The sequence below is a fragment of the Acidovorax benzenivorans genome (genome assembly GCF_028680575.1).
Taxonomy (GTDB): Bacteria; Pseudomonadota; Gammaproteobacteria; order Burkholderiales; family Burkholderiaceae_C; genus Acidovorax; species Acidovorax benzenivorans.
This window is the reverse complement of the sequence record NZ_JAPCKI010000003.1, coordinates 36,249-61,696: the sequence shown is the minus strand read 5'-3', so window position 1 is coordinate 61,696 and position 25,448 is coordinate 36,249. Positions and strand designations below refer to the sequence as shown.

The 25,448-nt window shown below is 64.6% G+C and carries 24 protein-coding genes; 9 read left to right on the top strand and 15 right to left on the bottom strand.

Annotated features, from left to right (window positions below):
• Positions 1-62: 62 nt before the first annotated feature.
• The 8 genes from OIN59_RS06195 to OIN59_RS06160 all read right to left on the bottom strand — a co-directional run bounded on the left by OIN59_RS06195 (position 63) and on the right by OIN59_RS06160 (position 9,326).
• On the bottom strand, positions 63-791 hold the full coding sequence (locus OIN59_RS06195; protein ID WP_274108210.1) for an ABC transporter ATP-binding protein: 729 nt from the start codon (positions 789-791) through the stop codon (positions 63-65).
• Positions 792-793: 2 nt separating this feature from the next.
• Positions 794-1,588 carry an ABC transporter ATP-binding protein gene (locus OIN59_RS06190; RefSeq protein WP_055403064.1) on the bottom strand — a complete coding sequence of 265 codons (795 nt, stop codon included), beginning with the start codon at positions 1,586-1,588 and terminating at the stop codon, positions 794-796.
• A 20-nt stretch (positions 1,589-1,608) separates the two neighbouring features.
• Positions 1,609-2,685 carry an ABC transporter permease subunit gene (locus OIN59_RS06185; protein ID WP_274108207.1) on the bottom strand — a complete coding sequence of 359 codons (1,077 nt, stop codon included), beginning with the start codon at positions 2,683-2,685 and terminating at the stop codon, positions 1,609-1,611.
• Positions 2,686-2,698: 13 nt separating this feature from the next.
• Positions 2,699-3,628: a branched-chain amino acid ABC transporter permease gene (locus tag OIN59_RS06180; protein ID WP_274108205.1), complete on the bottom strand. Its 930-nt coding sequence runs from the start codon at positions 3,626-3,628 to the stop codon at positions 2,699-2,701.
• A gap of 357 nt (positions 3,629-3,985) precedes the next feature.
• Positions 3,986-5,341 (bottom strand): replication-associated recombination protein A, encoded by a 1,356-nt coding sequence (locus OIN59_RS06175; RefSeq protein WP_274108203.1) that lies wholly within the window; start codon positions 5,339-5,341, stop codon positions 3,986-3,988.
• 94 nt (positions 5,342-5,435) lie between these two features.
• The gene (gene lolA / locus OIN59_RS06170) at positions 5,436-6,068 is read right to left on the bottom strand and encodes an outer membrane lipoprotein chaperone LolA (protein ID WP_274108201.1); all 633 of its coding nucleotides are present in this window, start codon (positions 6,066-6,068) and stop codon (positions 5,436-5,438) included.
• Positions 6,069-6,112: 44 nt separating this feature from the next.
• Entirely contained in the window at positions 6,113-8,449 is a 2,337-nt protein-coding gene (locus tag OIN59_RS06165; RefSeq protein WP_274108199.1) for a DNA translocase FtsK, read from the bottom strand.
• A 199-nt stretch (positions 8,450-8,648) separates the two neighbouring features.
• Positions 8,649-9,326, bottom strand: coding sequence for a Crp/Fnr family transcriptional regulator (locus tag OIN59_RS06160; protein ID WP_055403075.1), 678 nt, complete (start codon positions 9,324-9,326; stop codon positions 8,649-8,651).
• A gap of 185 nt (positions 9,327-9,511) precedes the next feature.
• On the opposite strand from OIN59_RS06160, the gene trxB reads away from it, so the two are divergent.
• The 3 genes from trxB to rpmG all read left to right on the top strand — a co-directional run bounded on the left by trxB (position 9,512) and on the right by rpmG (position 11,062).
• Positions 9,512-10,465, top strand: a complete 954-nt coding sequence (trxB, locus tag OIN59_RS06155) for a thioredoxin-disulfide reductase (RefSeq protein ID WP_274108196.1) — start codon at positions 9,512-9,514, stop codon at positions 10,463-10,465.
• Positions 10,466-10,646: 181 nt separating this feature from the next.
• Positions 10,647-10,880 (top strand): 50S ribosomal protein L28, encoded by a 234-nt coding sequence (gene rpmB / locus OIN59_RS06150; protein ID WP_010463481.1) that lies wholly within the window; start codon positions 10,647-10,649, stop codon positions 10,878-10,880.
• An 11-nt stretch (positions 10,881-10,891) separates the two neighbouring features.
• Positions 10,892-11,062, top strand: a complete 171-nt coding sequence (rpmG, locus tag OIN59_RS06145; RefSeq protein ID WP_008904999.1) for a 50S ribosomal protein L33 — start codon at positions 10,892-10,894, stop codon at positions 11,060-11,062.
• A 93-nt stretch (positions 11,063-11,155) separates the two neighbouring features.
• On the opposite strand, the gene OIN59_RS06140 is transcribed toward rpmG, so the two are convergent.
• Positions 11,156-12,664, bottom strand: coding sequence for an aminotransferase-like domain-containing protein (locus OIN59_RS06140; protein WP_274108190.1), 1,509 nt, complete (start codon positions 12,662-12,664; stop codon positions 11,156-11,158).
• A 230-nt stretch (positions 12,665-12,894) separates the two neighbouring features.
• Here OIN59_RS06140 and OIN59_RS06135 point away from each other — a divergent pair, with 230 nt between their 5' ends.
• Positions 12,895-13,293 carry a hypothetical protein gene (locus OIN59_RS06135; protein WP_274108188.1) on the top strand — a complete coding sequence of 133 codons (399 nt, stop codon included), beginning with the start codon at positions 12,895-12,897 and terminating at the stop codon, positions 13,291-13,293.
• Between the two features lie 73 nt (positions 13,294-13,366).
• On the opposite strand, the gene OIN59_RS06130 is transcribed toward OIN59_RS06135, so the two are convergent.
• The 3 genes from OIN59_RS06130 to OIN59_RS06120 form a co-directional block, all read right to left on the bottom strand.
• Positions 13,367-14,581 carry a DesA family fatty acid desaturase gene (locus OIN59_RS06130; RefSeq protein WP_274108186.1) on the bottom strand — a complete coding sequence of 405 codons (1,215 nt, stop codon included), beginning with the start codon at positions 14,579-14,581 and terminating at the stop codon, positions 13,367-13,369.
• A gap of 131 nt (positions 14,582-14,712) precedes the next feature.
• Positions 14,713-15,987, bottom strand: a complete 1,275-nt coding sequence (locus OIN59_RS06125; protein WP_274108178.1) for an RsmB/NOP family class I SAM-dependent RNA methyltransferase — start codon at positions 15,985-15,987, stop codon at positions 14,713-14,715.
• A 195-nt stretch (positions 15,988-16,182) separates the two neighbouring features.
• Complete coding sequence (locus OIN59_RS06120; RefSeq protein WP_274108168.1) at positions 16,183-18,036, bottom strand: M48 family metalloprotease; 1,854 nt, start codon at positions 18,034-18,036, stop codon at positions 16,183-16,185.
• Between the two features lie 66 nt (positions 18,037-18,102).
• Here OIN59_RS06120 and OIN59_RS06115 point away from each other — a divergent pair, with 66 nt between their 5' ends.
• Positions 18,103-18,357 carry a DUF1653 domain-containing protein gene (locus tag OIN59_RS06115; protein WP_274108166.1) on the top strand — a complete coding sequence of 85 codons (255 nt, stop codon included), beginning with the start codon at positions 18,103-18,105 and terminating at the stop codon, positions 18,355-18,357.
• A gap of 3 nt (positions 18,358-18,360) precedes the next feature.
• On the opposite strand, the gene OIN59_RS06110 is transcribed toward OIN59_RS06115, so the two are convergent.
• Both OIN59_RS06110 and OIN59_RS06105 read right to left on the bottom strand, forming a co-directional pair.
• Positions 18,361-19,467 (bottom strand): ATP-binding protein, encoded by a 1,107-nt coding sequence (locus tag OIN59_RS06110; protein ID WP_274108164.1) that lies wholly within the window; start codon positions 19,465-19,467, stop codon positions 18,361-18,363.
• Positions 19,467-20,195 carry a response regulator gene (locus tag OIN59_RS06105; RefSeq protein ID WP_274108162.1) on the bottom strand — a complete coding sequence of 243 codons (729 nt, stop codon included), beginning with the start codon at positions 20,193-20,195 and terminating at the stop codon, positions 19,467-19,469. The genes OIN59_RS06110 and OIN59_RS06105 overlap by 1 nt, the downstream gene beginning before the upstream one ends.
• 241 nt (positions 20,196-20,436) lie before the next feature.
• Between OIN59_RS06105 and xopAW the strand changes: the two genes are divergently transcribed.
• Positions 20,437-21,450 (top strand): XopAW family type III secretion system calcium-binding effector, encoded by a 1,014-nt coding sequence (gene xopAW, locus OIN59_RS06100; protein WP_274108159.1) that lies wholly within the window; start codon positions 20,437-20,439, stop codon positions 21,448-21,450.
• A gap of 271 nt (positions 21,451-21,721) precedes the next feature.
• Here the strand turns inward: xopAW and purN are convergent, their stop codons facing one another.
• Positions 21,722-22,303 carry a phosphoribosylglycinamide formyltransferase gene (gene purN / locus OIN59_RS06095; protein ID WP_274108157.1) on the bottom strand — a complete coding sequence of 194 codons (582 nt, stop codon included), beginning with the start codon at positions 22,301-22,303 and terminating at the stop codon, positions 21,722-21,724.
• A 23-nt stretch (positions 22,304-22,326) separates the two neighbouring features.
• On the opposite strand from purN, the gene OIN59_RS06090 reads away from it, so the two are divergent.
• The 3 genes from OIN59_RS06090 to OIN59_RS06080 are packed head-to-tail and all read left to right on the top strand — an operon-like array spanning position 22,327 to position 25,397.
• Entirely contained in the window at positions 22,327-23,028 is a 702-nt protein-coding gene (locus OIN59_RS06090) for a YceH family protein (protein ID WP_274108155.1), read from the top strand.
• A gap of 47 nt (positions 23,029-23,075) precedes the next feature.
• Complete coding sequence (locus OIN59_RS06085) at positions 23,076-24,257, top strand: acyl-CoA dehydrogenase family protein (protein ID WP_274108153.1); 1,182 nt, start codon at positions 23,076-23,078, stop codon at positions 24,255-24,257.
• A 24-nt stretch (positions 24,258-24,281) separates the two neighbouring features.
• A complete protein-coding gene (locus OIN59_RS06080; RefSeq protein WP_274108151.1) occupies positions 24,282-25,397 on the top strand; it encodes an acyl-CoA dehydrogenase family protein in 1,116 nt (371 codons plus the stop codon).
• The last annotated feature ends 51 nt before the right edge of the window (positions 25,398-25,448 follow it).

Below are 25,448 nucleotides of genomic sequence, written 5' to 3'. Positions count from 1 at the left end.
CGAGGGAGTGCCTTGTTGGAAAGCAGCGGCACCACACAAGCGGTGCGCAGGCTTGCAGCCGCTTATTCGCCCAAGTAGGCTGCGCGCACCTTGGGGTCGTTGAGCAGTTGCTGGCCAGGGCCCGACATGGTGATCAGGCCGGACTCCATCACGTAGCCGCGGTCGGCAATCGCCAGCGCGCGGCTGGCGTTCTGCTCCACCAGCACAATGGTCACGCCCAACGCGTACACGTCGCGCACCACCTCAAAGATCTTGTCCACCATGATGGGGGACAGGCCCATGGAGGGCTCGTCCAGCAGCAGCACCTTGGGCTGGCTCATCAGTGCGCGGCCCATGGCCAGCATCTGCTGTTCGCCACCGGACATGGTGCCGGCCAGTTGGTCCTTGCGCTCGCGCAGGCGCGGGAAGATGGTGAACATCTTCTCGATGTCAGCCAGGATGCCTGCCTTGTCGCGACGCGTGTAGGCACCCATCTGCAGGTTCTCGGTGATGGTCATGCGTGCGAACACGCCACGGCCTTCCGGCACCATCACCAAGCCCTTTTTCACCAGGTCCCAAGCGCCCTTGCCCTTGATGCTCTCGCCCAAATACTCGATGTCGCCATCGTTCATGGCCAGCGTGCCGGTGATGGCCTTCATGGTGGTGGTTTTGCCAGCACCGTTGGAGCCGATCAGCGAGACCAGTTCGCCTTCGCGCACTTCAAAGTCCACGCCCTTCACGGCCTGGATACCGCCGTAGGCCACCTTCAGGCCCTTGACCTGCAGCAGTACCTTGTTGGATTTTTCGGCCATTCTCAATGTCCTCCGGTGCCCAGATAGGCCTCAATCACTTTTTCGTTCTTCTGCACGGTGGCAGGCGTGCCTTCGGCGATCTGCTTGCCGTAATCGAGCACCGTCACGCGGTCGCACAGGCCCATCACCAGCTTCACGTCATGCTCGATGAGCAAGATGGTGCGGTTGTCGTTGCGGATGCGATCGATCAGCTCGCGCAGCAGCACCTTCTCGGTGGCATTCATGCCAGCGGCGGGCTCGTCCAGCGCAATCAGTTGCGGGTCGGTGGCCAGGGCGCGGGCGATCTCCAGGCGGCGTTGGTCGCCGTAGGAGAGAGTACGCGCCTTGTAGTCGGCAAACTTGCCAATGCCAACATAGTCAAGCAACTCTTGCGCGCGCTTGGCGATGGCCAGTTCTTCTTCCTTGAAGCCCTTGGTGCGCAGCACCGCGCCCAGCAGGCCGGACTTGGTACGGATGTGGCGGCCCACCATCACGTTCTCCAGCGCCGTCATTTCTGCAAACAGGCGGATGTTCTGGAAGGTGCGCGCAATGCCCGCCTTGGCCACTTCGTGCACGGCGGTGGGCTCGTAGGGCTTGCCCGCCAGTTCGAAGGTGCCGCTGTCAGGCGTGTACAGGCCGGTGATCACGTTGAAGAACGTGGTCTTGCCCGCGCCGTTGGGGCCGATCAGGCCATACACCTGGCCTCGCTCAATGGTGATGCCCACGTCGGAGAGGGCTTGCAAGCCGCCAAAGCGCTTGGAAATGCCGGCAACCCGCAGCACCACGTCGCTGGCTGATTTCTGAATGTTCTCTGCCATGTTCTAACTTTCTGCGGTGTTCAGGTCTTCTGCGTGAGGCTCTTGCCATGGTCGGGCGCAGGCCACAGACCACGGGGACGCATCAGCATGATGATGATCATGGCCAGCGCGATCAGCAGCTGGCGCAGGATGGCGGAGTCCAGACGGCCGTCCGTCATGGCCTGCAGCGGGCCCGCCACATAGCGCAGCACTTCGGGCAAGGCCGACAGCAGCACGGCCCCCAGGATCACGCCGGGGATGTGGCCGATACCACCCAGCACCACCATGGCGACGATCATGACCGACTCCATCAGGCTGAACGACTCGGGCGACACAAAGCCCTGGAACGCACCGAACATGGCGCCCGACACGCCGCCGAACGAAGCACCCATGCCGAAGGCCAGCAGCTTCATGTTGCGGGTGTTGATACCCATCGCCTTGGCAGCAATTTCGTCTTCGCGGATGGCCATCCAGGCACGGCCGATGCGCGAATCCTGCAGGCGGTAGCAGATGACGATGGACACCACCACCAGGATCATGAACAGGTAGTAGTACAGCGTGACGGAGTTGATGTCGAAACCGAACACCTCCAGTCGCTTGCCCAGGTCCAGGCCAAAGATCTTGACCGAATCGATCTGGCCCAGGCCCTTGGGGCCGTTGGTCAGGTTGACGGGGTGGTCCAGGTTGTTCAGGAAGATGCGGATGATTTCGCCGAAGCCCAGCGTCACGATGGCCAGGTAGTCACCGCGCAACTTGAGCGTGGGCGCCCCCAGCATGGCGCCAAAGAACGCCGCTAACAACGCCGCCACCGGTATCACGATCCACAGCGAGGTGTGCAGCCCGTTGGGGAACATGGCGGCAAACGCCGCAAAGTTGTCCGCAAGGTGCGGCGAAGCCATCAAGGCAAACAGATAGGCACCCACGGCGTAGAACGCCACGTAGCCCAGGTCCAGCAGGCCGGCGTAGCCCACCACGATGTTCAGGCCCAGTGCCAGCAGCACGTACAGCAGGGCCAGGTCGGCGATACGCACCCAGGCGTTGCCGAAGGATTGCAGGATCAGCGGCAGCACCAGCAGCGCGACGGCGCCGATGATCCAGTTGGTTTTGGTGTTCTTCATGGTGTGTGGCTCCTCAGGCGCGATCAGCCACACGCTCACCCAGCAGGCCCGAGGGGCGCAGCGTCAGGATGATGATGAGCACGATGAACGCAAAGATGTCGGTGTAGTGGCTGCCCAGCAAGCCGCCCGTGAGCGTGCCGATGTAGCCCGAGCCGATGGCTTCGATGAGGCCCAGCAAAATGCCGCCCACCACCGCGCCGGCCAGATTGCCGATGCCGCCGAACACCGCCGCCGTGAAGGCCTTGAGCCCGGGCAGGAAGCCCATGGTGTGCTGCGCCGTGCCGTAGTTGGACGCATACATGATGCCGGCGATGGCCGCCAGGATGGCGCCGATGATGAAGGTGGCCGAGATCACCATGTCGGGCTTCACGCCCATCAGGGATGCCACGCGGGGGTTCTCAGCCGTGGCACGCATGGCGCGGCCCAGGTTGGTGTGGTTGACCAGATAGACCAGCGAGGCCAGGGCCACCGCCGTCACACCCAGGATCAGGATCTGCGTGGGCGTGATGTACGCACCACCCACCTGGAACGGCGTGCTGGGCAGCAACGTGGGGTACGGCTTGTAGTTGGGCTTCCAGATGATCATGGCCAGCGTCTGCAGCAGGATCGACATGCCGATGGCGGTGATCAGGGGGGCCAGACGGGGGCTGGTGCGCAGTGGCTTGTAGGCCACTTTTTCGATCACAAAATTGAGCGTGGCAGCCACCACGCAGGCGATCAGCGTGGCCAGCAGCAAGATGACCCAGCCAGGCGCACCGGGCATGGCCTCCTGCATCATTCCTATACAACTCCAACTGGTCAGCGCGCCAATCATGAGCACCTCACCGTGCGCAAAATTGATCAGTTGAATAATGCCGTACACCATCGTGTAGCCCAAGGCTATCAAGGCGTACATGCTGCCGAGTACCAGACCGTTGATGATCTGCTGCAGCAAAATGTCCATAAGAGAAGTCCTTCGTTTGTGACGTACCCACCGCTTTGGCACCGAAATCGGTACAGCCTTGTGGGCCCGACTGCCATCTAGCAAAAAACCCGCCAGGAATGCAGCTGTGCGGGTTTGTGGACGGGATTGTAGCGAGTAGTCACAACCACCCCAATCCAAGCTGGGCGGGGTTTTCCCTCGGGTTTTGGTCACATCAGCGCGCCACGCACTGCATAAGTAATCTTGATGCACGCAAGATAATTGATGTGCAAACTTATTACCGAGATCATGCCGAATCGGCATAAAGCGGGCTGCAGAGTGCGGTGGGGCCGCCGCAGGAGATGCGTGGCCACCCTGCCCTCCTGCCCCAATCACCGATCAGGAGGGGGTATCTGAACCTTGGGGGCTGGATGTGGCGGCTGCGACATTTCGTTCGCGCAGCTCACGCAGCTTCAGAGCAATCTTGATCTCCAGCCCGCGCTCCACGGGCTGGTAGAAGCCGGGCTCGGGCATGCCTTCGGGCAGGTAGTTCTCACCCGCCGCAAAGCCGCCCTCCTCGTCGTGGGCGTAGCGGTAGCCCTTGCCATAGTCCAACTCTTTCATGAGCCGGGTGGGCGCATTGCGCAGATGCATGGGCACCGGGCGCGTGCCGTCTTGTTTGACCCAGGCTCGCGCGGCGTTGTAGGCCTTGTAGACCGCGTTGGACTTGGGCGCTACCGCCAGGTACACCACGCATTCAGCCAGGGCGAGCTCGCCTTCGGGGCTTCCCAAGCGTTCGTACACCTCGCTGGCATCCAACGCCAGGCGCAGCGCTCGCGGGTCGGCCAGGCCCACATCCTCGGCAGCCATGCGCACCAGCCGACGCGCCATGTAGCGCGGGTCGGCGCCACCGTCGAGCATGCGCACCAGCCAGTACAGCGCGGCGTCGGGGTCGGAGCCCCGTACCGACTTGTGCAGCGCGCTGATGGTGTCGTAGAACTGCTCGCCACCTTTGTCGTAGCGGCGCATGCGCTCGCCGAGCACCTTGAGCAGCCAGGCATCGGTGATCTCGACGAGTTTCTCCTGCGTAGCCGCCATGGCCAGGGTTTCGAGCGTGTTGAGCAATCTGCGCGCATCGCCATCGGCGTAGGCCACCAGGCGGTCTATCGCTACATCTTCGATAGCGGGCAAGGCATCTTCTGCCTGCGCCAGGACCACAATCTGCTTCAGATCCTGCTCGGACAGCGGCTGCAGCACGTACACCGCCGCACGCGACAGCAGCGCGGAGTTGACTTCAAACGACGGGTTCTCGGTAGTGGCACCAATGAAGGTGAACAGCCCGCTTTCGACGTGCGGCAAAAAGGCGTCCTGCTGGCTCTTGTTGAAGCGGTGCACTTCATCGACAAACACGATGGTGCGCTGCTGCATGAGCCCATCGCGCGCGGCCTGGGCCTGCTCTACGGCCTCACGGATGTCTTTGACCCCACCCAGCACCGCGCTGATGCTGATGAACTGCGCATCGAACGCATCGGCCATGAGCCGCGCGATGGTGGTCTTGCCCACACCCGGCGGGCCCCAGAGGATGCAGCTGTGCGGGCGGCCCGATTCGAACGCGAGCCGCAGCGGCATGCCCGGGCCCAGCACATGCTGCTGGCCGATCACCTCGCCCAACGTGCGGGGCCGCAGGCGCTCGGCCAGGGGCTGGTGGGTGGAAGGGTGTGCCGGGGAAGGGGCGGAGGCACCGCGTGCTGCCATGTTCGTGTCCTGTCTACGTCACGCTGATTTTTAAGCCAAATTGGCCTCTAGCGCCTTACCATTAAGCGCTGGCAGCTATATCTTTCGTAGCAACCTATTGTTTGACCACATCCGCTCCAGCGGGCGGCTTGAACTGGAAGGTGCTGGCAGGCAGCGCTGCGTTGGCCTGCATGCCGTTAAAGCGAATCAACGAACGCTGTCCAAAACTGTCCAAAATATCCAGCGCCGCCAGTTGATCTCCTGCAAAACCGACACGCACGCTCTTGAGCTGGCCGTCCTTGGTCTTGGGGCTGGCCAGCACCCACTGCAGGCCATCGGCGTCGGGCGAGGACTCCAGCGTGAACTCCGCCTTCAGCGCCGACAGATCAGGTGCAGATGCCAGCAACGCGGCGGGCGTGCTGCCCAGCGCCTGCGACTGCGAGCGCTGCGTGACCTGGTTCAGGTCCACGTCGTACAGCCACAGGGTCTGCCCATCGGCCACGATGGTCTGCTCAAAAGGTTTCTTGTAGACGAACTTGAAGCGCCCGGGCCGCTGGAATTCAAAGCTGCCGCTCGATGTCTTGGTGCGTGCGGTCTGGCCGTCCTTGGGCGGTGAGGTCACGGTCTGGGTGAAATCGGCCTTGCCCGTCTGCGTGCCCTTCATGAAGGATTCCAGGCTCTTCAGCCCGTCAGCGCTAGCCACGCTTGCCGCAGCAGCTATCAAAATTGCAGTAGCGATCTTTTTCAACAGAAACTCCTGTGGGGTAGGGACCGGCCTTGTGGTCCGGCCGGTCATTCGCTGCGGTTGGGTACCAGCACTTCACGCTGGCCGCTGGTGGTCAGGCCACTGACGAGTCCAGCCTTCTCCATGTCTTCCAACAGCCGCGCCGAGCGGTTGTAGCCAATGCGCAGCTTGCGCTGCACGTACGAGATGCTGGCCTTGCGGTCCTTGAGCACCACTTCGACGGCCTGGTCGTACATGGGGTCCTTCTCGCCCCCCTCGCCACCACCGCCCTCCCCTGACAGATCCCCCTCGCCATCCACAGTTCCGCCTTCGAGCACGCCTTCTATGTAGTCCGGCTCCCCTTGTTCCTTGAGGTAACTGACGACACGGTGTACTTCTTCGTCCGACACGAAGGCGCCATGCACCCGGATCGGCAGGCCCGTGCCGCTGGCCATGTAAAGCATGTCGCCCATGCCCAGCAGCGCCTCGGCGCCCATCTGATCGAGGATGGTGCGGCTGTCGATCTTGGAGCCCACCGAGAACGCGATGCGGGTGGGAATGTTGGCCTTGATCAGGCCCGTGATCACATCCACGCTGGGGCGCTGGGTGGCCAGGATCAGGTGGATGCCGGCCGCGCGCGCCTTCTGCGCCAGGCGGGCGATCAGCTCTTCGATCTTCTTGCCCACCACCATCATCAGGTCAGCCAGCTCGTCGATGATGACCACGATGTGCGGCAGGCGCTGCAGCGGCTCGGGCTCTTCGGGCGTCAGGCTGAACGGGTTGTAAATGAACTCCTCGCGCGCCTTGGCCTCGTCGATCTTGACGTTGTAGCCCGCCAGGTTGCGCACGCCCAGTTTGGACATGAGCTTGTAGCGCCGCTCCATTTCGGCCACACACCAGTTCAGGCCGTGCGCGGCCTGCTTCATGTCGGTGACCACGGGCGCCAGCAGGTGCGGAATGCCTTCGTAGACCGACATTTCCAGCATCTTGGGGTCGATCATCAAGAGGCGTACATCGCGCGCCTCGGCCTTGTACAAGAGCGAGAGGATCATGGCGTTGATCCCCACCGACTTGCCCGAGCCCGTAGTACCGGCCACCAGTACGTGCGGCATCTTGGCCAGGTCGGCCACGACCGGGTTGCCCACGATGTCCTTGCCCAGGCCCATGGTGAGCATGCTCTTGGCCTCGTGGTACACCTGCGAGCCCAAAATCTCGGACAGGCGAATGGACTGCCGCTTGGCGTTGGGCAGCTCCAGCGCCATGAAATTCTTGCCTGGGATCGTCTCCACCACGCGGATCGAGACGAGGCTGAGCGACCGTGCCAGGTCCTTGGCCAGGCCCACGATCTGCGAGCCCTTCACGCCCGTGGCGGGCTCGATCTCGTAGCGCGTGATCACCGGACCGGGCATGGCGGCCACCACGCGCACTTCCACTCCAAAATCCTTGAGTTTCTTCTCGATGAGGCGGCTGGTCATCTCCAGCGTCTCGGGAGCCACGGTTTCCTGGCGCTGCAGGGGGCCGTCGAGCAGGTCCACCAGCGGCAGCTTGCTGTCCGGCATCTCGGTGAACAGGGGTTTCTGGCGCTCCTTCACCACGCGGGTGCTCTGCGGCACGTCCACCAGGATTGGCTCGATGATCTGCACGGGCTCCGGGTGGTGCACTTCGCTTTCGGTGCGCTCTTCGAGCACCACTACTTCGCGCTCGCGTGCGGCCTTTCGGCCCACGGCCACGTCCTTGGCCACCTCGCGTTTTGCCAGGCGTGACTGCACCAGCGCATCGATGCGCCCCCCCAGAAACTCCGCCACATGGCCCCACGAGAAGCGGAACACCAGCGCCGCCCCCGCCACCGCCAGCACGATCGCCAACAAGCCAGAGCCCGTGAAACCCAGCCACTTCACGCCAGCGGGCCCCACCAGATACCCCAGCACGCCACCAGCATGCCCAGGCAGAAACGATTCAAACCGGTACAAACGTGACCATTCGAGCGCCGTGCTCGAACACATCAGCACCACCAGCCCACCCCAGAACGTGGCCCGGCGCACCAGGGGGCTGGCGGCGCCCGCCACCACTTCACCCCCACGCATCCAGCGCGCCAGCGACGACAGCCAGGCGCGCACGCCAGCCGCCACGCACCACCAGACGGAAAATCCCAGCGCAAAGTAGCTGCCATCGGCGAGCCAGGCGCCAAAACGCCCCGCCCAGTTGGCAACGGCGCGCACATCGCGGGCACCAGAGGTGGACCAGGCCGCGTCCTGAGCCGAATAGCTGACCAGCGCCAGCAGCCAGAAAACCAGGGCCAGCAAGCCCACCACCAGGGCGATTTCGTGGCCAAAACGGGCAGCGCCCGTGCGGGGCGGCGACTTGGCCGCAGCCGATGCATTCAGGGTATTGAGGGAATAGGTCATAAGCGTGCGGGGTGAGCTTACCGCATGCATTGGAGGGAGCGACAACCCCCTGAGCGGCTACGCCGCTTCCCCCTTCTCTGGTGCTGCGCGCAGGAAGAGGGACGCCGCCAGCGCGGCGGGGCGGCCCTTGCGCGGCGGCCCTGGCCTAGCGCGCCAGTTTCACGGGCCGACGGCAAAGTACCACCCACAGATGAATAACTCAGCCCAGCGCGTTCAGGCGGTCCTTGAGCAAGGTGGCCCCGCTGGGCAACGCCTCGATGAAGCCACGCTCCTCCAGGTCTTTCATCACCCGGCTGACCATTTCGCGGGATGCCCCCACCATCTTGGCCAGGTCCTGGCGGGAGATTTTGTCCTTGATCACCAGCTGCCCCTGCGCATCGGGCACCGCAAAGTCCAGCAGCGCATGGGCCACACGGCCATACACATCCAGTAACGCCAGTGACTCAATCTTGCGATCGGCGTGGCGCAGCCGCTTGACCAGCCCGCGCATCACCACCAAGGACATGGACGCGTTCTCGGTGAGGCAGCGTGCAAACTCCGCACGCCCCAGCATCAGCACGTCGGTCTGCACCTCGGCGCGCACCGTGGCCGAGTGGGGTTCGTTGTCGATGATGCTCATCTCGCCCAGGTAATCACCCTGAGCCAGTGTGGCCAGAATCACCTCGCGACCCCGGCTGTCCGAGGTCATCACGCGGGCGCGCCCTGTGAGCAGGATGAACAGGGCATTGGACTTTTGCCCTTGCTCCACCAGTGCCTCGCCCCGTTTGAAGCGGCGCTTGATCACGGCGCCGCTGATCACCTCGGCCTGCGCCACGGTCAGCAGCGAGAACAAAGGCACCCGGCGCAGCAGGTCGAGGTTGGACAACATCGTGGACATGCAAACATCTCCTTTCAGGGGGCGACCCAACCGGCGCCGCAACGGGTTATCAATGGGTTCTTACAATCACCGTGATTGAAAACGGGGCCACTCTTGCGAGCGGACGTCGGTTGATACTCGGCGGTTCAACCCCCAGCTTTCCCAACAGCGCCCCATGTAGCGGGCGCAAAACACAGGCTTTTACCATGTCCACCACCCAACACGCGAAAGTTCTGATCCTTGGCTCTGGCCCTGCGGGCTACACCGCAGCGGTTTATGCCGCCCGCGCCAACCTGAACCCGGTGCTCATCACCGGCATGGCCCAGGGCGGCCAGCTGATGACCACGACCGAGGTGGACAACTGGCCCGCCGACGTGCATGGCGTGCAGGGCCCAGACCTGATGCAACGCTTTCTGGAGCACGCCGAGCGCTTCAAGACCCAGATCATCTTCGACCACATCAACAAGGTCGATTTCAGCAAGCGCCCCTTCACGCTCACCGGCGACAGCGGCACCTACACCTGCGACGCGCTGATCCTGGCCACGGGCGCATCGGCTAAATACCTGGGCCTGCCTTCGGAAGAAGCCTTCATGGGCAAGGGCGTGTCTGGCTGCGCCACCTGCGACGGGTTCTTCTACCGCGAGCAGGACGTCTGCGTGGTCGGCGGCGGCAATACGGCGGTGGAAGAAGCGCTGTACCTGTCGAACATCGCCCGCAAGGTCACCCTGGTGCACCGCCGCGACAAGTTCAAGGCCGAGCCCATTCTGGTGGACAAGCTCCATGAGAAAGTGGCAGCGGGCAAGATCGAACTCAAGCTGTTCCACACCCTGGACGAGGTGCTGGGCGACAACACGGGCGTGACGGGCATCCGCGTCAAGAGTACCCAGGACGGCAGCACAGAGGACATCAAGCTACAGGGCTGCTTTATCGCCATCGGCCACGCACCCAACACCGAGATCTTCCAGGGCCAGCTGGAGATGGATAACGGATACATCATCACCCAGGGCGGGCTCAAGGGTTTTGCCACCCAGACCAGCGTACCCGGCGTGTTTGCTGCAGGCGACGTGCAGGACCACGTGTACCGCCAGGCCATTACCAGTGCAGGCACAGGCTGCATGGCCGCGCTGGACGCGCAGCGCTTCCTCGAACAGGAAGCTTGATGAAAAAATAAGCTGCAGGTTATAATCTGCGGCTTTGCTGAATTCGGCCCGTTTTTGCGGCACCTGAAACCAAGCAAATCGGGTTACCGCCACCCTTTCTGGCGAGGTGAGGCCGCAAGCCAACCTGGGCAAACAGCCCAGGGCTCAGCGAACGGCCGTTAATAAGTATCGGAGTGTCCTCATGGCACGCGTCTGCGACGTAACGGGCAAGAAGCCCATGACTGGGAACAATGTTTCCCACGCAAACAACAAAACCAAGCGCCGGTTCCTGCCGAACCTGCAATACCGCCGTTTCTGGGTCGAGACTGAAAACCGCTGGGTTCGCCTGCGTGTTTCGAGCGCTGCCCTGCGTTTGATCGACAAGAACGGTATCGACTCGGTGCTCGCAGACCTGCGTGCACGTGGTCAGGCTTAAGGAGAAGCACCATGGCAAGCAAAGGCGGACGCGACAAGATCAAGCTGGAATCCACTGCGGGTACCGGCCACTTCTACACCACGACCAAGAACAAGAAGACCATGCCCGAGAAGATGCTGATCATGAAATTTGATCCAAAAGCTCGTAAGCATGTGGAATACAAGGAAATGAAGCTGAAGTAATTCAGCCTCGTTCCTGTCTTCAAAAAAAACCGCCCTCCAGGGCGGTTTTTTTTGCCTGTCGCACACCACCGGGCCACCCTCTGCAGGGTGTACTCAGGCGGCTTTGCGCGGCACGGGCAGCTCAGCCATCTGCGCGGCCAGCAAGGCGCCCAGCGTGCGGTAGCCCGCCTCCACCTCGGCCGTGAACGGCATGCCGCAGCTCAGGCGCAGAAAGTGCTCATACCGCCCCGTGTTGGAGAACATGGGCCCAGGCGCCACACGGATGCCGTTTTGCAGCGCTTCGTCATACAGGCGCGTGGAAGAGATACCGACTGGAAGCTCCAGCCACAGGCTCAGGCCACCCGGAGGCAGGCTCAGGCGTGTGCCCGCCGGAAAGTAGCGCGCCACCGCCCGCGCCGCCTGTTCACGCTGGATGCGCAGTTGTGCCCGCATGCGGCGCATGTGGCGCTCATAGGCCGGAGAATCCACGCTGCGGGCCGCCAGCAGCTGCGACCAGGTCTGCATGTTGCGCGTGCGCGCGAACTTGATCATCTGCACACGGGCCTGCCAGCGGCCTGCGCTCATCCAGCCCTGGCGCAGGCCCGGCGCGAAGCTCTTGCTGAGCGATGCGCAGTAGATCACCTGGCCTGCGTCTCCCTGGCGATCCCACGCCTTGGCAGGGCGCAACACGCGCGGGGACTCCACAAACTCTCGGTAGATGTCGTCCTCGATCAGCGCCAGCCCATGCTCCACACACAGCCCCACCAGGCGCTCCTTGTGGGCGTCGGGCATCACGCTGCCCTGGGGCATCTGCAGATGGGGCACCACCACCACACCCTTGAGCCGGGGCTCGTTGCGCGCAGCCAGCTCCAGCGCCTCCAGCGAGATGCCGGTGTGCGGGCTGCTCGGGATCTCCAGCGCACGCAGCCCGCGCACCTCGATGGCCTGCAGGATGCCAAAGAACGTGGGGGATTCCACGGCAATCACGTCCCCCGGCTCTGCCACCGCATCCAGCGCGAGGTTCACAGCTTCGGAGTTGCCATGCGTCGCGCCAATGTCGGCAGGCGCCACACACACGCCAAAGGTGAGCGCATGCCGCGCCATGGCCTGCTGGAACTCGGGGTGGGTCGTGGGCGCCGAGGGGCCGTACACCAGAATGTCCGGCTGCTCTCGCAGCAGGCCGTGGGCCAGCCGATTGAGCGCGGCCGCGTCGAACAGGCTGGGGGCAGGCATGGCGCTGCCCAGGTCCAGCGGCAGGGGTCCGGCACGGCGGGCCTTATCGAGAAAGCCGGAAATACGCTCGTTGATACCTGCAAACACACGCGGGTCTTGGGTCAGAGGTTCATGCAGCTCCGGCTCGCGGGCGCCGGGCAGAACCACTCCACCCGGCTCGCACACAAAGTAGCCCACCCGATCACGCGCTTCCACACAGCCCTGGGATTCGAGCTGGCGCAGCACCTGCAGCGCCGTGGTCAGGCTGACCTGGTGCCGCTGGCACAGCTCGCGCACCGACGGCATGCGCATGCCAGGCGTGAGGCTGCCAGCGGCGATCGCCTGTTCGTACAAGGCCGCCAGTCGGCGGTACAGCGGAGCATCCCGGGTATCGGAAGAATGTTGTGACATGGCGTGGCGTGGGACGGTGCCGCGCAGCAAGCAGCGCGGGCGCGGCAGCAGATCGTGCCCGAATGCTGCTGACGGGTACAGATACAGGAAGACGCAACCAGAACCATAACAGCACCCCAGCAATCGATGCTGTTCTACATTCCTGTTCCGGTGCGTGTACCTGTTGAACCAAGGCAACTTTTCCTACGCTTGGGCTTCCTCGCAGTCCTTTTTTCCTGGAGCCCGGCACCATGTCTTCACCCCGCACACCCACCACGCCCCCACTACTAGCTCTGGGCCCCGGGCAGAGCCTCTGGCTTTGCCTGTCCCCCGGCATCGCGCTGCACACATCCCAAGGGGAAGTGGCCGTGCGCTGGGCCCCGACAGCCTGCGGAGAAGCCTTGCACACACCGCCGCACACGCGGCTGAAGGCGGGTGAACACCTGCCATTGAGCGGGCAGATACAGGCTACCTGGGTCCAACTGCACAACCCCTTTCACCACCCCGCCCAGATTCAGCTCATGGAGGCAGCACCCGCCGTGCCGGGGCTGCTGCTCAAGATCATGCAGGGGCTGCGCACGGCCCTCAGGCGCCCTCGAAAGGCGGCGAAGAACCTCGGACATCACGGCGCATTGCGCACCGTGCGATGAGCGAGAGCCCCAAAGAAAAAGGCCTTGCCGCTTGGCAAGGCCTTTTTGGGATCGGGTGCGGAGCGCGTCCGCTTCAGGCCTGCGCAGCCCGCAGTCGCAGCGAGAACTCGCGCAACGCGGAAATCCCGCTTTCTTCCGCACGGCGGCACCAGGCCTGCAGGTCTGCCGTGAGCTGCTCGCGCGATTGGGAGGTATTGAGCCACAGCTGGCGCAGTTCCTCGCGCATGGTCACCATTTTGTCGAGCGCAGGGTGTGCAGCACGGGCCTGGGCCAGTTGCGGCAACGCGATGGCTGGCACCTTCTCGGCATCACGGGGCAGCCAGCGCTTGGCCGCCTGGAGCACCGAGACATCTGCCTGGCGGGCCTTAAGCGCAGCGATTTCCTCCTTGCAGGCCTGGCGCACACCACGGGCATAACCGGCCATGACCTCGTAGCGGTTGGCAATCAGGGCCTCCAGCGTCTTTTCATCAGCCACGGGCTTGACGTCACCCAATTGCAGCTTGGGCGGCACCTTCTTGACGGTAGCCCAGCCGATTTTCTTCATGAGGCTTATGTACACCCAGCCAATGTCGAATTCATACGGCTTGACCGAAAACTTGGCCGACGTGGGATAGGTGTGGTGGTTGTTGTGCAACTCTTCGCCGCCAATGATGATGCCCCAGGGCGACAAATTGGTGCTGGCGTCCTGCGCCTCGAAGTTGCGGTAGCCCCAATAGTGGCCCACGCCATTGACCACGCCCGCCGCCCAGAACGGAATCCAGAGCATCTGCACCGCCCAAACTGCAGCACCCAGAGCGCCGAACAAGGCCAGGTCCAGGATGAGCATGAGGCCCACGCCCTGCCAGCCGTAGCGGGTGTACACATTGCGTTCCATCCAGTCATCGGGTGTGCCGTGACCGAACTTCTTGATGGTTTCCGCATTCTTGGACTCGGCGCGGTACAACTCGGCGCCGCGCCACATCACGGTGTCCAGCCCACGGGTCTGGGGGCTGTGGGGGTCGTCCACGGTTTCGCATTTGGCGTGGTGCTTGCGGTGGATGGCCACCCATTCCTTGGTGACCATGCCGGTACCAATCCACAGCCAGAAGCGGAAGAAATGCGAGGGGATGGCATGCAGGTCCAGTGCACGGTGCGCTTGCGCGCGGTGCAGGAAGATCGTGACCGCCGCAATGGTGATGTGGGTCGTGGCAAGGGTGTACAGCACGACCTGCCACCAGGCCAGGTTCCACAACCCATGCCCCAGCCAGTCGATGGCGGCGTTCAGTACAGCCCAATCGGGTAACAGCATATTCACAAAAACCTTACTACAGAGAACCCGCTCACCAACGAAACAGGTCGCTAATTTTAGATGGCTGCCCTCTGAACGGATCAGGGGAATCCACCGTATTTACGCTGGTTTAGAGCCCTACCCCCAGCATTTCAGTCCTTTTTGGCCCAGATGGCGGCAAAGAACCCGTCGGTCTGATGCAGATGGGGCCACAAGCGCAAATAACCACTGCCCGATGCACCACCGCTGCACAAGCCCTTGGCACCTTCGACCTTGAGCTGCTCCAGCAACTCACCCGCATCCAGCAGCTGAAAGTCGGGGTGGGCTGCACTGAAGGCCTCTGCAATGGCCTCGTTTTCCTGCGGCAGGATGCTGCAGGTGGCATACACCAGGCGGCCGCCGGGCTTGAGCAAGCGCGCGGCGCTGTCCAGGATGGCGGTCTGCTTGGCCACCAGCTCTTCGATGGCCTTGGGCGACTGGCGCCATTTGAGGTCCGGGTTGCGCCGCAAGGTGCCCAGGCCCGAGCAAGGCGCGTCCACCAGCACGCGGTCGATCTTGCCCGCCAGGCGCTTGACGCGGTCATCGCGCTCGTGGGCGATGGCTGCGGGGTGCACGTTCGACAGGCCGCTGCGTGCCAGGCGGGGCTTCAGCGCATCCAGGCGATGTGCCGACACGTCAAAAGCGTACAGGCGCCCGGTGCTGCGCATGCTCGCGCCAATGGCCAGCGTCTTGCCCCCTGCGCCCGCACAAAAGTCCACCACCATCTCGCCACGTTTGGCGTCGAGCAACAGGGCCAGCAGCTGCGAGCCCTCGTCCTGCACCTCGATGGCGCCCCGCGTGAAGGCCTCCAGCTTGGTCAGCGCAGGCTTGTCGTCAATGCGCAGACCCCAAGGCGAATACGGTGTGGGATGCGCCTTGATGCCCGCCTTGGCCAGCTCCTTTTGCACATCGGCGCGCTTGTCCTTGAGGGCATTGACGCGCAAATCCAGGGGAGCGCTCTGAGCCAGGCTTGCCACCAGCGGCCAGAAACCATCTCCCAACTGGTCCTTCAGGGGTTTGACCATCCATTCGGGCAGGTTGTGGCGATGGCGCTCCATCAGGTCATCGACCGTGACCGCATCGCACTGGTCCAGCCAGTTCTTTTCCTGATCGGTCAACGCACTCTTGAGGAAGTCGCGCGGGCCATAGAAACCCAGGATGGCCAGGCGGCGTTCCTTGGGGCCCGAGCCCGAGGGGGCCATGTGGTCAAACAGCAGCTTTTTGCGCAACACGGTGTAAACCGTTTCAGCCAGCGTGGCGCGCTCGCGCGGCCCCAGGCCTCGGTTGTCGCGGAAGAACCGTGACACCACCGCGTCGGCGGGGTGTTCAAACGTGAGGGTGAGCCTGACCAGTTCGGCGCAGGCGTCGAGAAGAACTTTGGGATGCATCCCCCGATTGTCCCACCCTGAAGCCCCCCTGAGTCGCCTTCGGCGCCTTCCCCCGGAGGGGGACGCCCCCTAGCGCGGCGGGGCGGCCCTTGCGCGGGGGCACTGGCCTGGGTCGCGCCAGTTGCATAGACCGGAGTTACTGCGCAGTGAGGTTACAACCAAGAATTCCATTCAAGCGCACAGAAGCTAACCCCCTCATCGTGAATAAATAGGTTCAAACGCCGAGCGCTCGATCTGCTGCAGCGTCGGCGACTCGCCTGCCCACAGCACCAGCGCGGGACCAGGCAGGCTCAGGTTACGCTCCAGGGCGCGGCACAGGTGGTAGCGGCTTTCATCGTCCATGCCCGGCAGCTCTACAAACACTAGATAGGCCCTGCGCTGAGGGTATTCGCGCAGGTTCTTGCGCACCAGCCAGCAGCGGGCCAGAGGGGCGCAGCGGGCCAGTTCGGACTGCAGTTCGGCCAGCTCGAAGGAGCTGAGGTCGTGCCGCACGATCTGACTGAAGAACGAGGTACCCGACAGCTCTTCCCAGGCCCTCTCTTCAGACTCTTGCGCTCGCTCCAGCCGCTTGCGCCACTGTTTGAAAGCGGCCGCATCGTGGTCCAGCCCCAGGCGCGGGGCCTCCAGCTCGGCCAGCGCCGTGCGCGCGGCCCAATAGCGGTCGCTGCTGCCCGTCTCCCACAACCGGTGCAGCAACTGGAGCTTGCCCTCGCGATCATCTTCCGCCAGGCAAGGCACCAGTCCACGCAGGGCAGCGGGGTATTCGGGGCTGCGCTGCAGCGCCAGCTCGTACAGCGCGCGCACATCGGCGTGCGGGTCCAGGTGGCGCTTGAGGCGGGCCAGCTCCACCAGGTCGGCGGCACTACTCTGCGCAGTCGATGCGCCCAGGGCCTCGGCGCGTGCGCGTACACGCCCCAGCCAGGCGTGGTGCTGCTTCCATTCGCTGGCGTTGTCGCGGCACCATTGCTTGTCGAAATGTGTCACCCAACGCTTGGCGTCCGGGCCCAACAGGGCCAGCGCGTTGCCCCGCGACCAGTCGGGCAGCGTGGGGGTGGCGTCCAGTGCCTCGATGCGGTCACGCAGGCCGGGATGGGTGTCGTCCAGGTTGCTCAGGCGCTTGAGCGCCTGGCGCAAGGCATCGTTGGCAAAGGCTGCGTCGGGTGCCTTGGCCAAGGCACGACGCATGCTGCGGTAGGGGCCCACCGGCAACGGATTGCCCGCCGCAGCACACCAATGGTTGCCCCAAAACTCCGCCTGCAGCCACGCACCCCGGATATCGATCTCAGCCAGGGCAGCGGCGGTCACGTCGCGGCCCAGCAGCTTGCCGGCGATGCGGTCGGCCTCGTACTCGTCCTGGCGGGCCAGCGCGAAGGTCTTGGCAGAAAACCGGGGAAAGTACCAGCGCATGAACAGTTGCGTGGCGGCGGCGACCGGGCCTTCGTCGTCGGCCAAGCTGTGGTTCAGGCGCATCCACGACAGGCGCGTGCGGTAAATCCAGGCCGCAAAGCGGCCATGGTCGCCCCGCAGGTGGCCGTATTCATGCGCCAGCACCGCCAAAAAACGCGGCCGGTCCAGCGCCATCAACAAGGGCAGGCCAATGCTCAGGTGGTTGACCGCGCCGCCCAGCAGGCCAAAACGCGGCAACTGCTGGATGCTGGCATTGAACTCGTCGGTCAGCGTGACCTTGTGGATGGGCGGGCCCTTGATCTTGCGGCGGATGCGCGCCAGCGCTTCAAACAGGTCGGGGGCATCCAGTGCGGTGATCTCCACGCCTTCCGGCTCGTCAAACCGCACCCACAGCGCCCGCAGGCTCACCCACAGCAGGCCTCCAGCACCCAGCAGGGCCCACAGCATTGCAAAACGAAAGCGCCCCTGCAGCAACTGGGGCACCACCCACAGCAAAATACCCACGGCAAGCGCCAGACACCCCAGCACCCATGCATAACCCAGTGCCGCAAACGCTGCCACACTGCGGCGGTATGCCCGGCTGTTGTCGGCGCTGGCATGCTCGCTCATGCGCACCATGTGCACAAAATCTGCCTGATCCACGGGCGTCCCTCACTCTGGTTGGATTTTTTCAGCCCCCATCCTAACCACTCACGCCACCGCAGCACCATGACCGACGACGACCTGCCCGACCTCATCCGCACGCCACCCGGCCTGTACCGCCACTACAAGGGCATGCTCTATGAAGTGATCGACACCGTGCGACACAGCGAGACGCTGGAGCCCATGACGCTGTACCGCGCGCTGTACGGCCAGCGCGGCCTGTGGGTGCGGCCGGCCGCCATGTTTGAGGAGCAGGTGCTCATCGATGGCGTACTGCGCCCGCGGTTTGAAAAATGGGAGGGCGAAGCCCCCGCCGCCTGAGCCCTACTGATATCCAGCGACTGTGCGCGAAAACACCGCTGCCACCACCAACCCGCCGCCCGGTGCATTGCGCAGCGCCAGTTGCCCGCCATGGCGCCGCACGATGTCGCTGGCGATGGTGAGCCCCAGCCCCACCCCGCCGCTCTGGCGGTTGCGCGAGGCCTCGACGCGGTAGAACGGCTCCATGACCCGGTCCAGCTCCTCGGGCGGCAGGCCGGGGCCGTGGTCGCGCACCTCGATGGTCAGGGCGTCCGCCGCATCGTGCAGCGTGACCTCGGCGCTGCCGCCGTAGCGCACGGCATTGCCCACCAGGTTGTCCAGGCAACGCCGCAGCGCCACCGCCTGCACCCGCAAGGGGGCGGCCTGCCCAGCCACCGACACCGAGTGCCCCATGGCCACCTGGTCGTCTGCCATGCTGTCCACCAGGGCCTGCACGTTGAGCAGCACCCAGGCCTCGGCGCCTGCCACGCCGCGCAGGTAGTCCAGCGTGGAGGCAATCATGGCGTCCATCTCGGCAATGTCGCGCCGAAACAGCTGCTGCGCCTGGGCGTCGCCCAGGCTTTCGGTGCGCAGGCGCAGCCGGGTCAGGGGCGTGCGCAAGTCGTGCGACACGGCTGCCACAAACCGGTCGCGCTCGGCCAGCTGCTGACGGATGCGCGCCTGCATCTGGTTGAACACGCGGCTGGCGTCGCGGCACTCCAGCGTGCCGTCCTCTGGCAACGGCATGCGGTGGATGTCGCGCCCCAGCTCTTGTGCGGCCGTGGCCAGCCGATGCATGGGGCGCGACAGCCAGCGCGCCGCCCACCATGCCGCAGCCACCAGCGCAGCCAGGCGCACGCTGATGTCCAGCAGCAGGCCCAGCTGCAGCGAAGGCGGTGCGTTCCACAAGCCCTGCGCGGGCCCCGGCGGCGGCAACGGTCGCCCATCCGAGGCCACCACATGCGGCGGCGGACCCGGTGGGGGCCCTGGGTGGGCGGGGCGCAGCTCGAACATCAGGGTCAGCGCCAGCACATGGCTCACGATGACGGCGGCGATGAGCAGCAACGCGAGCCGGCCAAACAGGGTGTCGGGCACGCAGCGCTGGGCTGCTGCGCGCAGGCGCGAAGGCATCAGTGAGGCCACCCTACCTGCCCTTGCAGCGACTGCACGTTGAACAGATACCCCGCACCGCGCACGGTGCGGATCATGGAGGGCGACCGTGGGTCGTCCGCGAGCTTGCTGCGCAGGCGCGACACCAGCAGGTCGATGCTGCGCTCGAACGCATCCATGGCGCGCCCCCGGGCCTGCTCCATGAGCTGGTCGCGACTGAAAACGCGACGCGGCATGCGCAAAAAGGTGCACAGCAGGCGGAACTCGGCATTCGACAGGGGTACCACCATGCCCCCAGGCGACACCAGGTGCCGCTCCAGGCTGTGCAGCGTCCAGCCATCAAACCGCACCACTTCGTCAGGCCCCTGGTGGACAGGAGCCTCGGCGCCACGCGTGCGGCGCAACACGGTCTGGATGCGAGCCACCAGCTCGCGCGGCTCGAAGGGTTTGCCCATGTAGTCGTCCGCGCCCATCTCCAGCCCCAGCACGCAGTCATACGGGTTGGCGCGGGCAGTGAGCATGATGATCGGCACCCGCGAGCGCTCACGCAGCTCCCTCGCCAGCGTGATGCCGTCGGTGCCGGGCAGCATCACGTCCAGCACCACCAGCCCGATGGGCTGCGCGGCCATCTGGGCGCGCATCGTCTGCGCGTCACAGGCCGCGTGGGCTGCATAGCCAAAGCGGGTCAGGTAGTCAGTGAGCAGTGTGGTGATTTCGACATCGTCGTCCACCACCAGGATGTGTTGCATGGGCGGGTACAGGCACAAAAGGACGCCCCAAGTTTAGGGAGCCTGCGCACCCCTCCTCGGGGCAATCTGGCGGGCCTTTGCCCCCTTGTTCGGGCCTTGTTGCCGCCCTTTGTATCGACCTTGGTACAAAGCAGACAAACCCCGGAGACACGCGCCCCAAAGAATGGGCTCGGGCCATGGCTGAGGGCCTCCGCAGTGGAGGACCCGGCACCAACCCACCTTTGGAACGAAAGGAACGACGATGACGACCATCAGTAGCGTCAGCAGTGCCTGGTCCAGTGCGAGTGTGCAGCGGGCATCGCGCCCGGGGCCTTCGCCGGAGCGGCTGCTGTCCAAAATCGATGCCGACGGCAGCGGCGGCGTGAGCGACACCGAATTGCAGGGCCTGCTGGACGACGTGGCGAAAAAAAACGGCGTCAGCAGCCAGACCAGCGCGGCAGACCTGGTCCAGCAATACGACGCCAACGGCGACGGCAGCCTCAATGCCGACGAGCTGGGCAAGACCCTCCAAAGCGTGCTGCCACCGCCCCCTTCCACCATGGCGTTTGCCCAGTCGCGCAGCGGCGAAGGCAGCAGCTCCGCCACCAACGCCACCGGCCAGGCGGGCGACGACCTGTTTGGCAAGGTGGACAGCGACGGCGATGGTGCCGTGAGCAAGACCGAGCTGCAGGCCCTGCTGGAGGCCATGTCCGGCGGCACCGCCAGCCAGACCGGCGTGAGCAGCGACGACGCGTTCAGCCAGCTGGATACCGACGGCGACGGCAGCCTGACACAGGCCGAGTTCGATGCAGGCCGCCCCTCTGGGCCTGGCGCGGGTACAGGCGGCATGCAGGCCACGGGTGGTATGCCGCCACCCCCTGGCGGGCCGGGTGGCCCTGGCGGCGCAGGGGGTGCTGGTGCCGCGTCCGACAGCAGCTCGACGACCAGCTACGACCCACTGGACACCAACGAGGACGGCGTGGTCTCGGCCACCGAGCGCCTGGCGGGCGGAACCAGCACGGTGGAGCAGGACGCCATCACGGCGCTTTTCAACGCGATCGACACCGACGGCGATGCCAGCATCAGCGCCAGCGAGTCCAAAACGTTCATCGACCAGTTGACCAGCCAGGTCCAGTCCACCACCAGCAACAGCACCGAGTCCACTGGCCGCAACGATCTGGCGCGGCTGGCCGACTTTGCGCGGCAGCAGTACGAACGCGCAGCCAGCGACTGGCGCACGGCGTCAAACACCAGCAGCCTGAGCGCCGTGGCCTGACAAGGTGTGAACGACCCGGCGGCGCCCTCCGGGCGCGCCCCTGATTTCTGGCCGCGCAGTGCGATTCGCCCGTCAGTTGACGAGCTGCGCGAGCCAGAAACCGGCCCCGGGGCCAGTGGGTGGGGCCTTGGACAAAAAATCTGATTCAAATCGGCCAGATGCGCCAGTGCATCATGCCTTTATAGCTATAAATTTGGTAGCAAACACCCCTGTCGGGCTGGGAGCGGTGGGCACACCACGCGCCCGGCCTGCCTCGCCCTGCCCCCACCCGCTACAGGGACCGCACCAGCGCCCGCACGGCGCGGGAGTAGATCACATGCTCCTGGGTCAGCACCCGGGCCGCCAGCGTCTCGGCGGTGTCGCCCGGCAGCACCGGCACCACGGCCTGGTCCAGGATAGGGCCCACATCCAGCTCGGCCGTCACCTGGTGCACCGTCACGCCCGCAAACTTGCAGCCCGCGTCGATGGCGCGCTGGTGCGTGTGCAGCCCGGTAAAGGCCGGTAGCAGCGAAGGATGGATGTTGATGAGCCGCCCCGCGTAGTGCGCCACAAACCCTGGCGTCAGGATGCGCATGAACCCCGCCAGCACCACCAGGGCGGGCTGATGGCGATCGATGATGGCCGCCAGCTCAGCATCGAACGCCTCGCGGCTGGCAAAGGCCTTGTGGTCCAGCGCCTCGGCGGCGATACCGTGCTCTCGTGCAAACACCAGCCCGGCGGCATCGGGCTTGTTGCTGATGACGGCCGCCACCCGGGCGCCGTAGCGCTGCTCCCATTGCTCCTGTTGCGCCGTGCGGACGATGGTGGCCATGTTCGAGCCGCCGCCAGAGATCAAAATGACGATGTTCTTCATATCAGCCCCGGATTATCCCAGCCATGCCCTTCGATCCCGTCACCCGCCCTCTCACCCCCCACGAAGCCCGCGTGCTCGCCACGCTGATGGAGAAGGCACGCACCGTGCCCGACAGCTATCCCATGTCGCTCAACGGCCTGGTCACCGGCTGCAACCAAAAAACCAGCCGCGACCCGGTGATGCAGCTCAGCGACGCCGAGGCCCAGGAGGCGCTGGATTCGCTCAAGCTGCTGACGCTGGCGTTTGAGAGCAGCGGCAACCGCACCACGCGCTGGGAGCACAACTTTCAGCGTGGCGTGGGCGTGCCCGAGCAGTCGGCCGTGCTGCTGGGCTTGCTGATGTTGCGCGGCCCGCAGACGGCGGGTGAGTTGCGCATCAACGCCGAGCGCTGGTACCGGTTTGCGGACATTTCGTCGGTAGAAGCCTTTCTGGACGAGCTGCAGGAGCGCAGTGCCGAAAAGGGTGGCCCGCTGGTCGTGCAGCTGCCCCGCGCTCCTGGCGCGCGCGAGCAGCGCTGGGCCCACTTGATGTGCGGGCCGGTGGACACCACCGCCAGCCAGCCAGCCACCGGGAGCACCACCGCCGCCCCATCGCCCGCCCTGCAGGCCCGCATGGACGCCCTGGAGGCCGAAGTGGCCGCCCTCCGCAATACCGTGCAGCGGCTGTGCGCCGAGCTGGGCATTTCCCCTGACTTCAGTCCCATGTCGCCACCCGGACAGGAATAAAACGAACGACCGTGCTACAAATGCAACATCATTAGGAGACGCACCGCATGGATCTCGCATTCACCCCCGAAGAGCAGGCCTTCCGCGAAGAAGTTCGCGCATGGGTTCACGCCAACCTACCCCAGGACATCTCGCACAAGGTGCACAACGCCCTGCGCCTGACCCGTGCAGACATGCAGGGCTGGGCCAAGATTCTGGGCAAAAAGGGCTGGCTGGGTTTTGGCTGGCCCAAAGAGTTTGGTGGCCCCGGCTGGACGGCCGTACAAAAGCACCTGTTTGAAGAGGAATGCGCCCTCGCTGGCGCGCCGCGCATCATCCCCTTCGGCCCCGTGATGGTGGCGCCGGTGATCATGGCGTTTGGCAATGCCGAACAGCAAAAGCGCTTTCTGCCCGGCATCGCCAGCGGCGAAGTCTGGTGGAGCCAGGGCTACAGCGAACCCGGATCGGGTTCGGACCTGGCCAGCGTCAAGACCCGCGCCGAGCGCGTGGGCGACAAGTACATCGTCAACGGCCAAAAGACCTGGACCACCCTGGGTCAGCATGGCGACTGGATGTTCAACCTGGTGCGCACCAGCACCGAGGGCAAGCCCCAGACCGGCATCTCCTTCCTGCTGCTGGACATGAAGTCCAAGGGCGTCACCGTACGCCCCATCAAGCTGCTGGACGGCGAATGCGAAGTCAATGAGGTGTTTTTCGACAACGTCGAAGTGCCCGCCGAGAACCTGATTGGCGAAGAGAACAAGGGCTGGACCTACGCCAAGCACCTGCTGAGCCACGAGCGCACCAACATCGCCGATGTGAACCGCAGCAAGCGCGAACTGGAGCGCTTGAAGCGCATCGCCAAGGCCGAAGGTGTGTGGGACGACCAGCGCTTCCGCGACCAGATCGCACTGCTCGAAGTGGACATCGTGGCCCTCGAAATGCTGGTGCTGCGCGTGTTGTCGGCCGAAAAATCGGGCAAGAACTCGCTCGACATTGCTGGCCTTCTCAAGATCAAGGGCAGCGAGATCCAGCAGCGTTATGCCGAGCTGATGATGCTGGCCGCAGGCCCCTTTGCCATGCCCTTCATCGAAGAGGCCATGGAAGCGGGCTGGCAGGGCGACTTCCCTGGCGGTGTCACCGCCAATGCGCCACTGGCGTCCACCTACTTCAACCTGCGCAAGACCACGATCTACGGTGGCTCCAACGAAGTGCAGCGCAACATCGTGGCTCAGACCGTCCTCGGCTGATCCCAAGCTCCAGGAGACAAGAACATGGATTTCGATTTTTCTGACGACCAGGAACAACTGCGCGACGCCGTGCGCAAGTGGGTGGACAAGGGCTACACGTTCGAGCGCCGCCGCGCCGCCGTGGCCGCTGGCGGTTTTGACCGCGCCGCCTGGAGCGAACTCGCCGAGCTGGGCCTGACCGCCCTCACCGTACCCGAAGCGCACGACGGCATGGGCCAGGGCGCCATCGACGCCATGGTGGTGGCCGAAGAACTGGGCCGCGGCATCGTGCTGGAGCCCATCGCGCAGGCCTTCATGGCCAGCAGCGTGCTGTCGCACTACGCACCGGCCGACGTGCAATCGGCCTGGCTGCCCCGCGTGGCCAGTGGCGAAGCCCTGGTGGTGCTGGCCCAGCAGGAGCGCAAGGCACGCTACCGCCTGGACGTTTGCGAGGCAAAAGCGGCTAAAGCGCAATCTGCATATGCGGTAACAGCTATCAAAAGCGTAGTACCTGCCGGTGACAAAGCTGATGCATTCATCGTGCCCGCCCAGTTGGACGGCAAGATCGCCCTCTTCCTGGTCGAGCGCACCGCCGCGGGCGTAACCGCCCAAGGCTACGTCACGCAGGACGGCAGCCGTGCCGCCGAAGTGAAGTTCACCAACGCCCCCGCCACGCTCATCACCACCGACGGCCTGGCCGCGCTGGAACTGGCGGTGGACACCGGTATCGCCGCTACCTGCGCCGAGGCCGTGGGCGTGATGGACAAGACCGTGGCCATCACTGTCGAATACATGAACCAGCGCAAGCAGTTCGGCGTGTTCATCGCCAGCTTCCAGGCCCTGCGCCACCGCGTGGCCGACATGAAGATGCAACTGGAACTGGCCCGTTCGATGAGCTACTACGCCAGCCTCAAGCTGGGCGCCCCCGCTGCCGAACGCCGCGCCGCCATGGCCCGCGCCAAGGTGCAGTTGGGCCAGTCGATGCGTTTTGTGGGCCAGCAGGCCGTGCAACTGCATGGTGGCATCGGCGTGACAGACGAGTACATCGTGAGCCACTATTTCAAGAAGCTCACCCAGCTGGAAGTGACTTTTGGCGACACACTGCACCACCTGGGCGAAGTGTCCGCCCGCATGCAAGACACCGCAGGCGTGTTTGCCTGATGTGAACTGACGCAGGCGCGTCACACCCACCAACGATGCTCGTGGATTCCC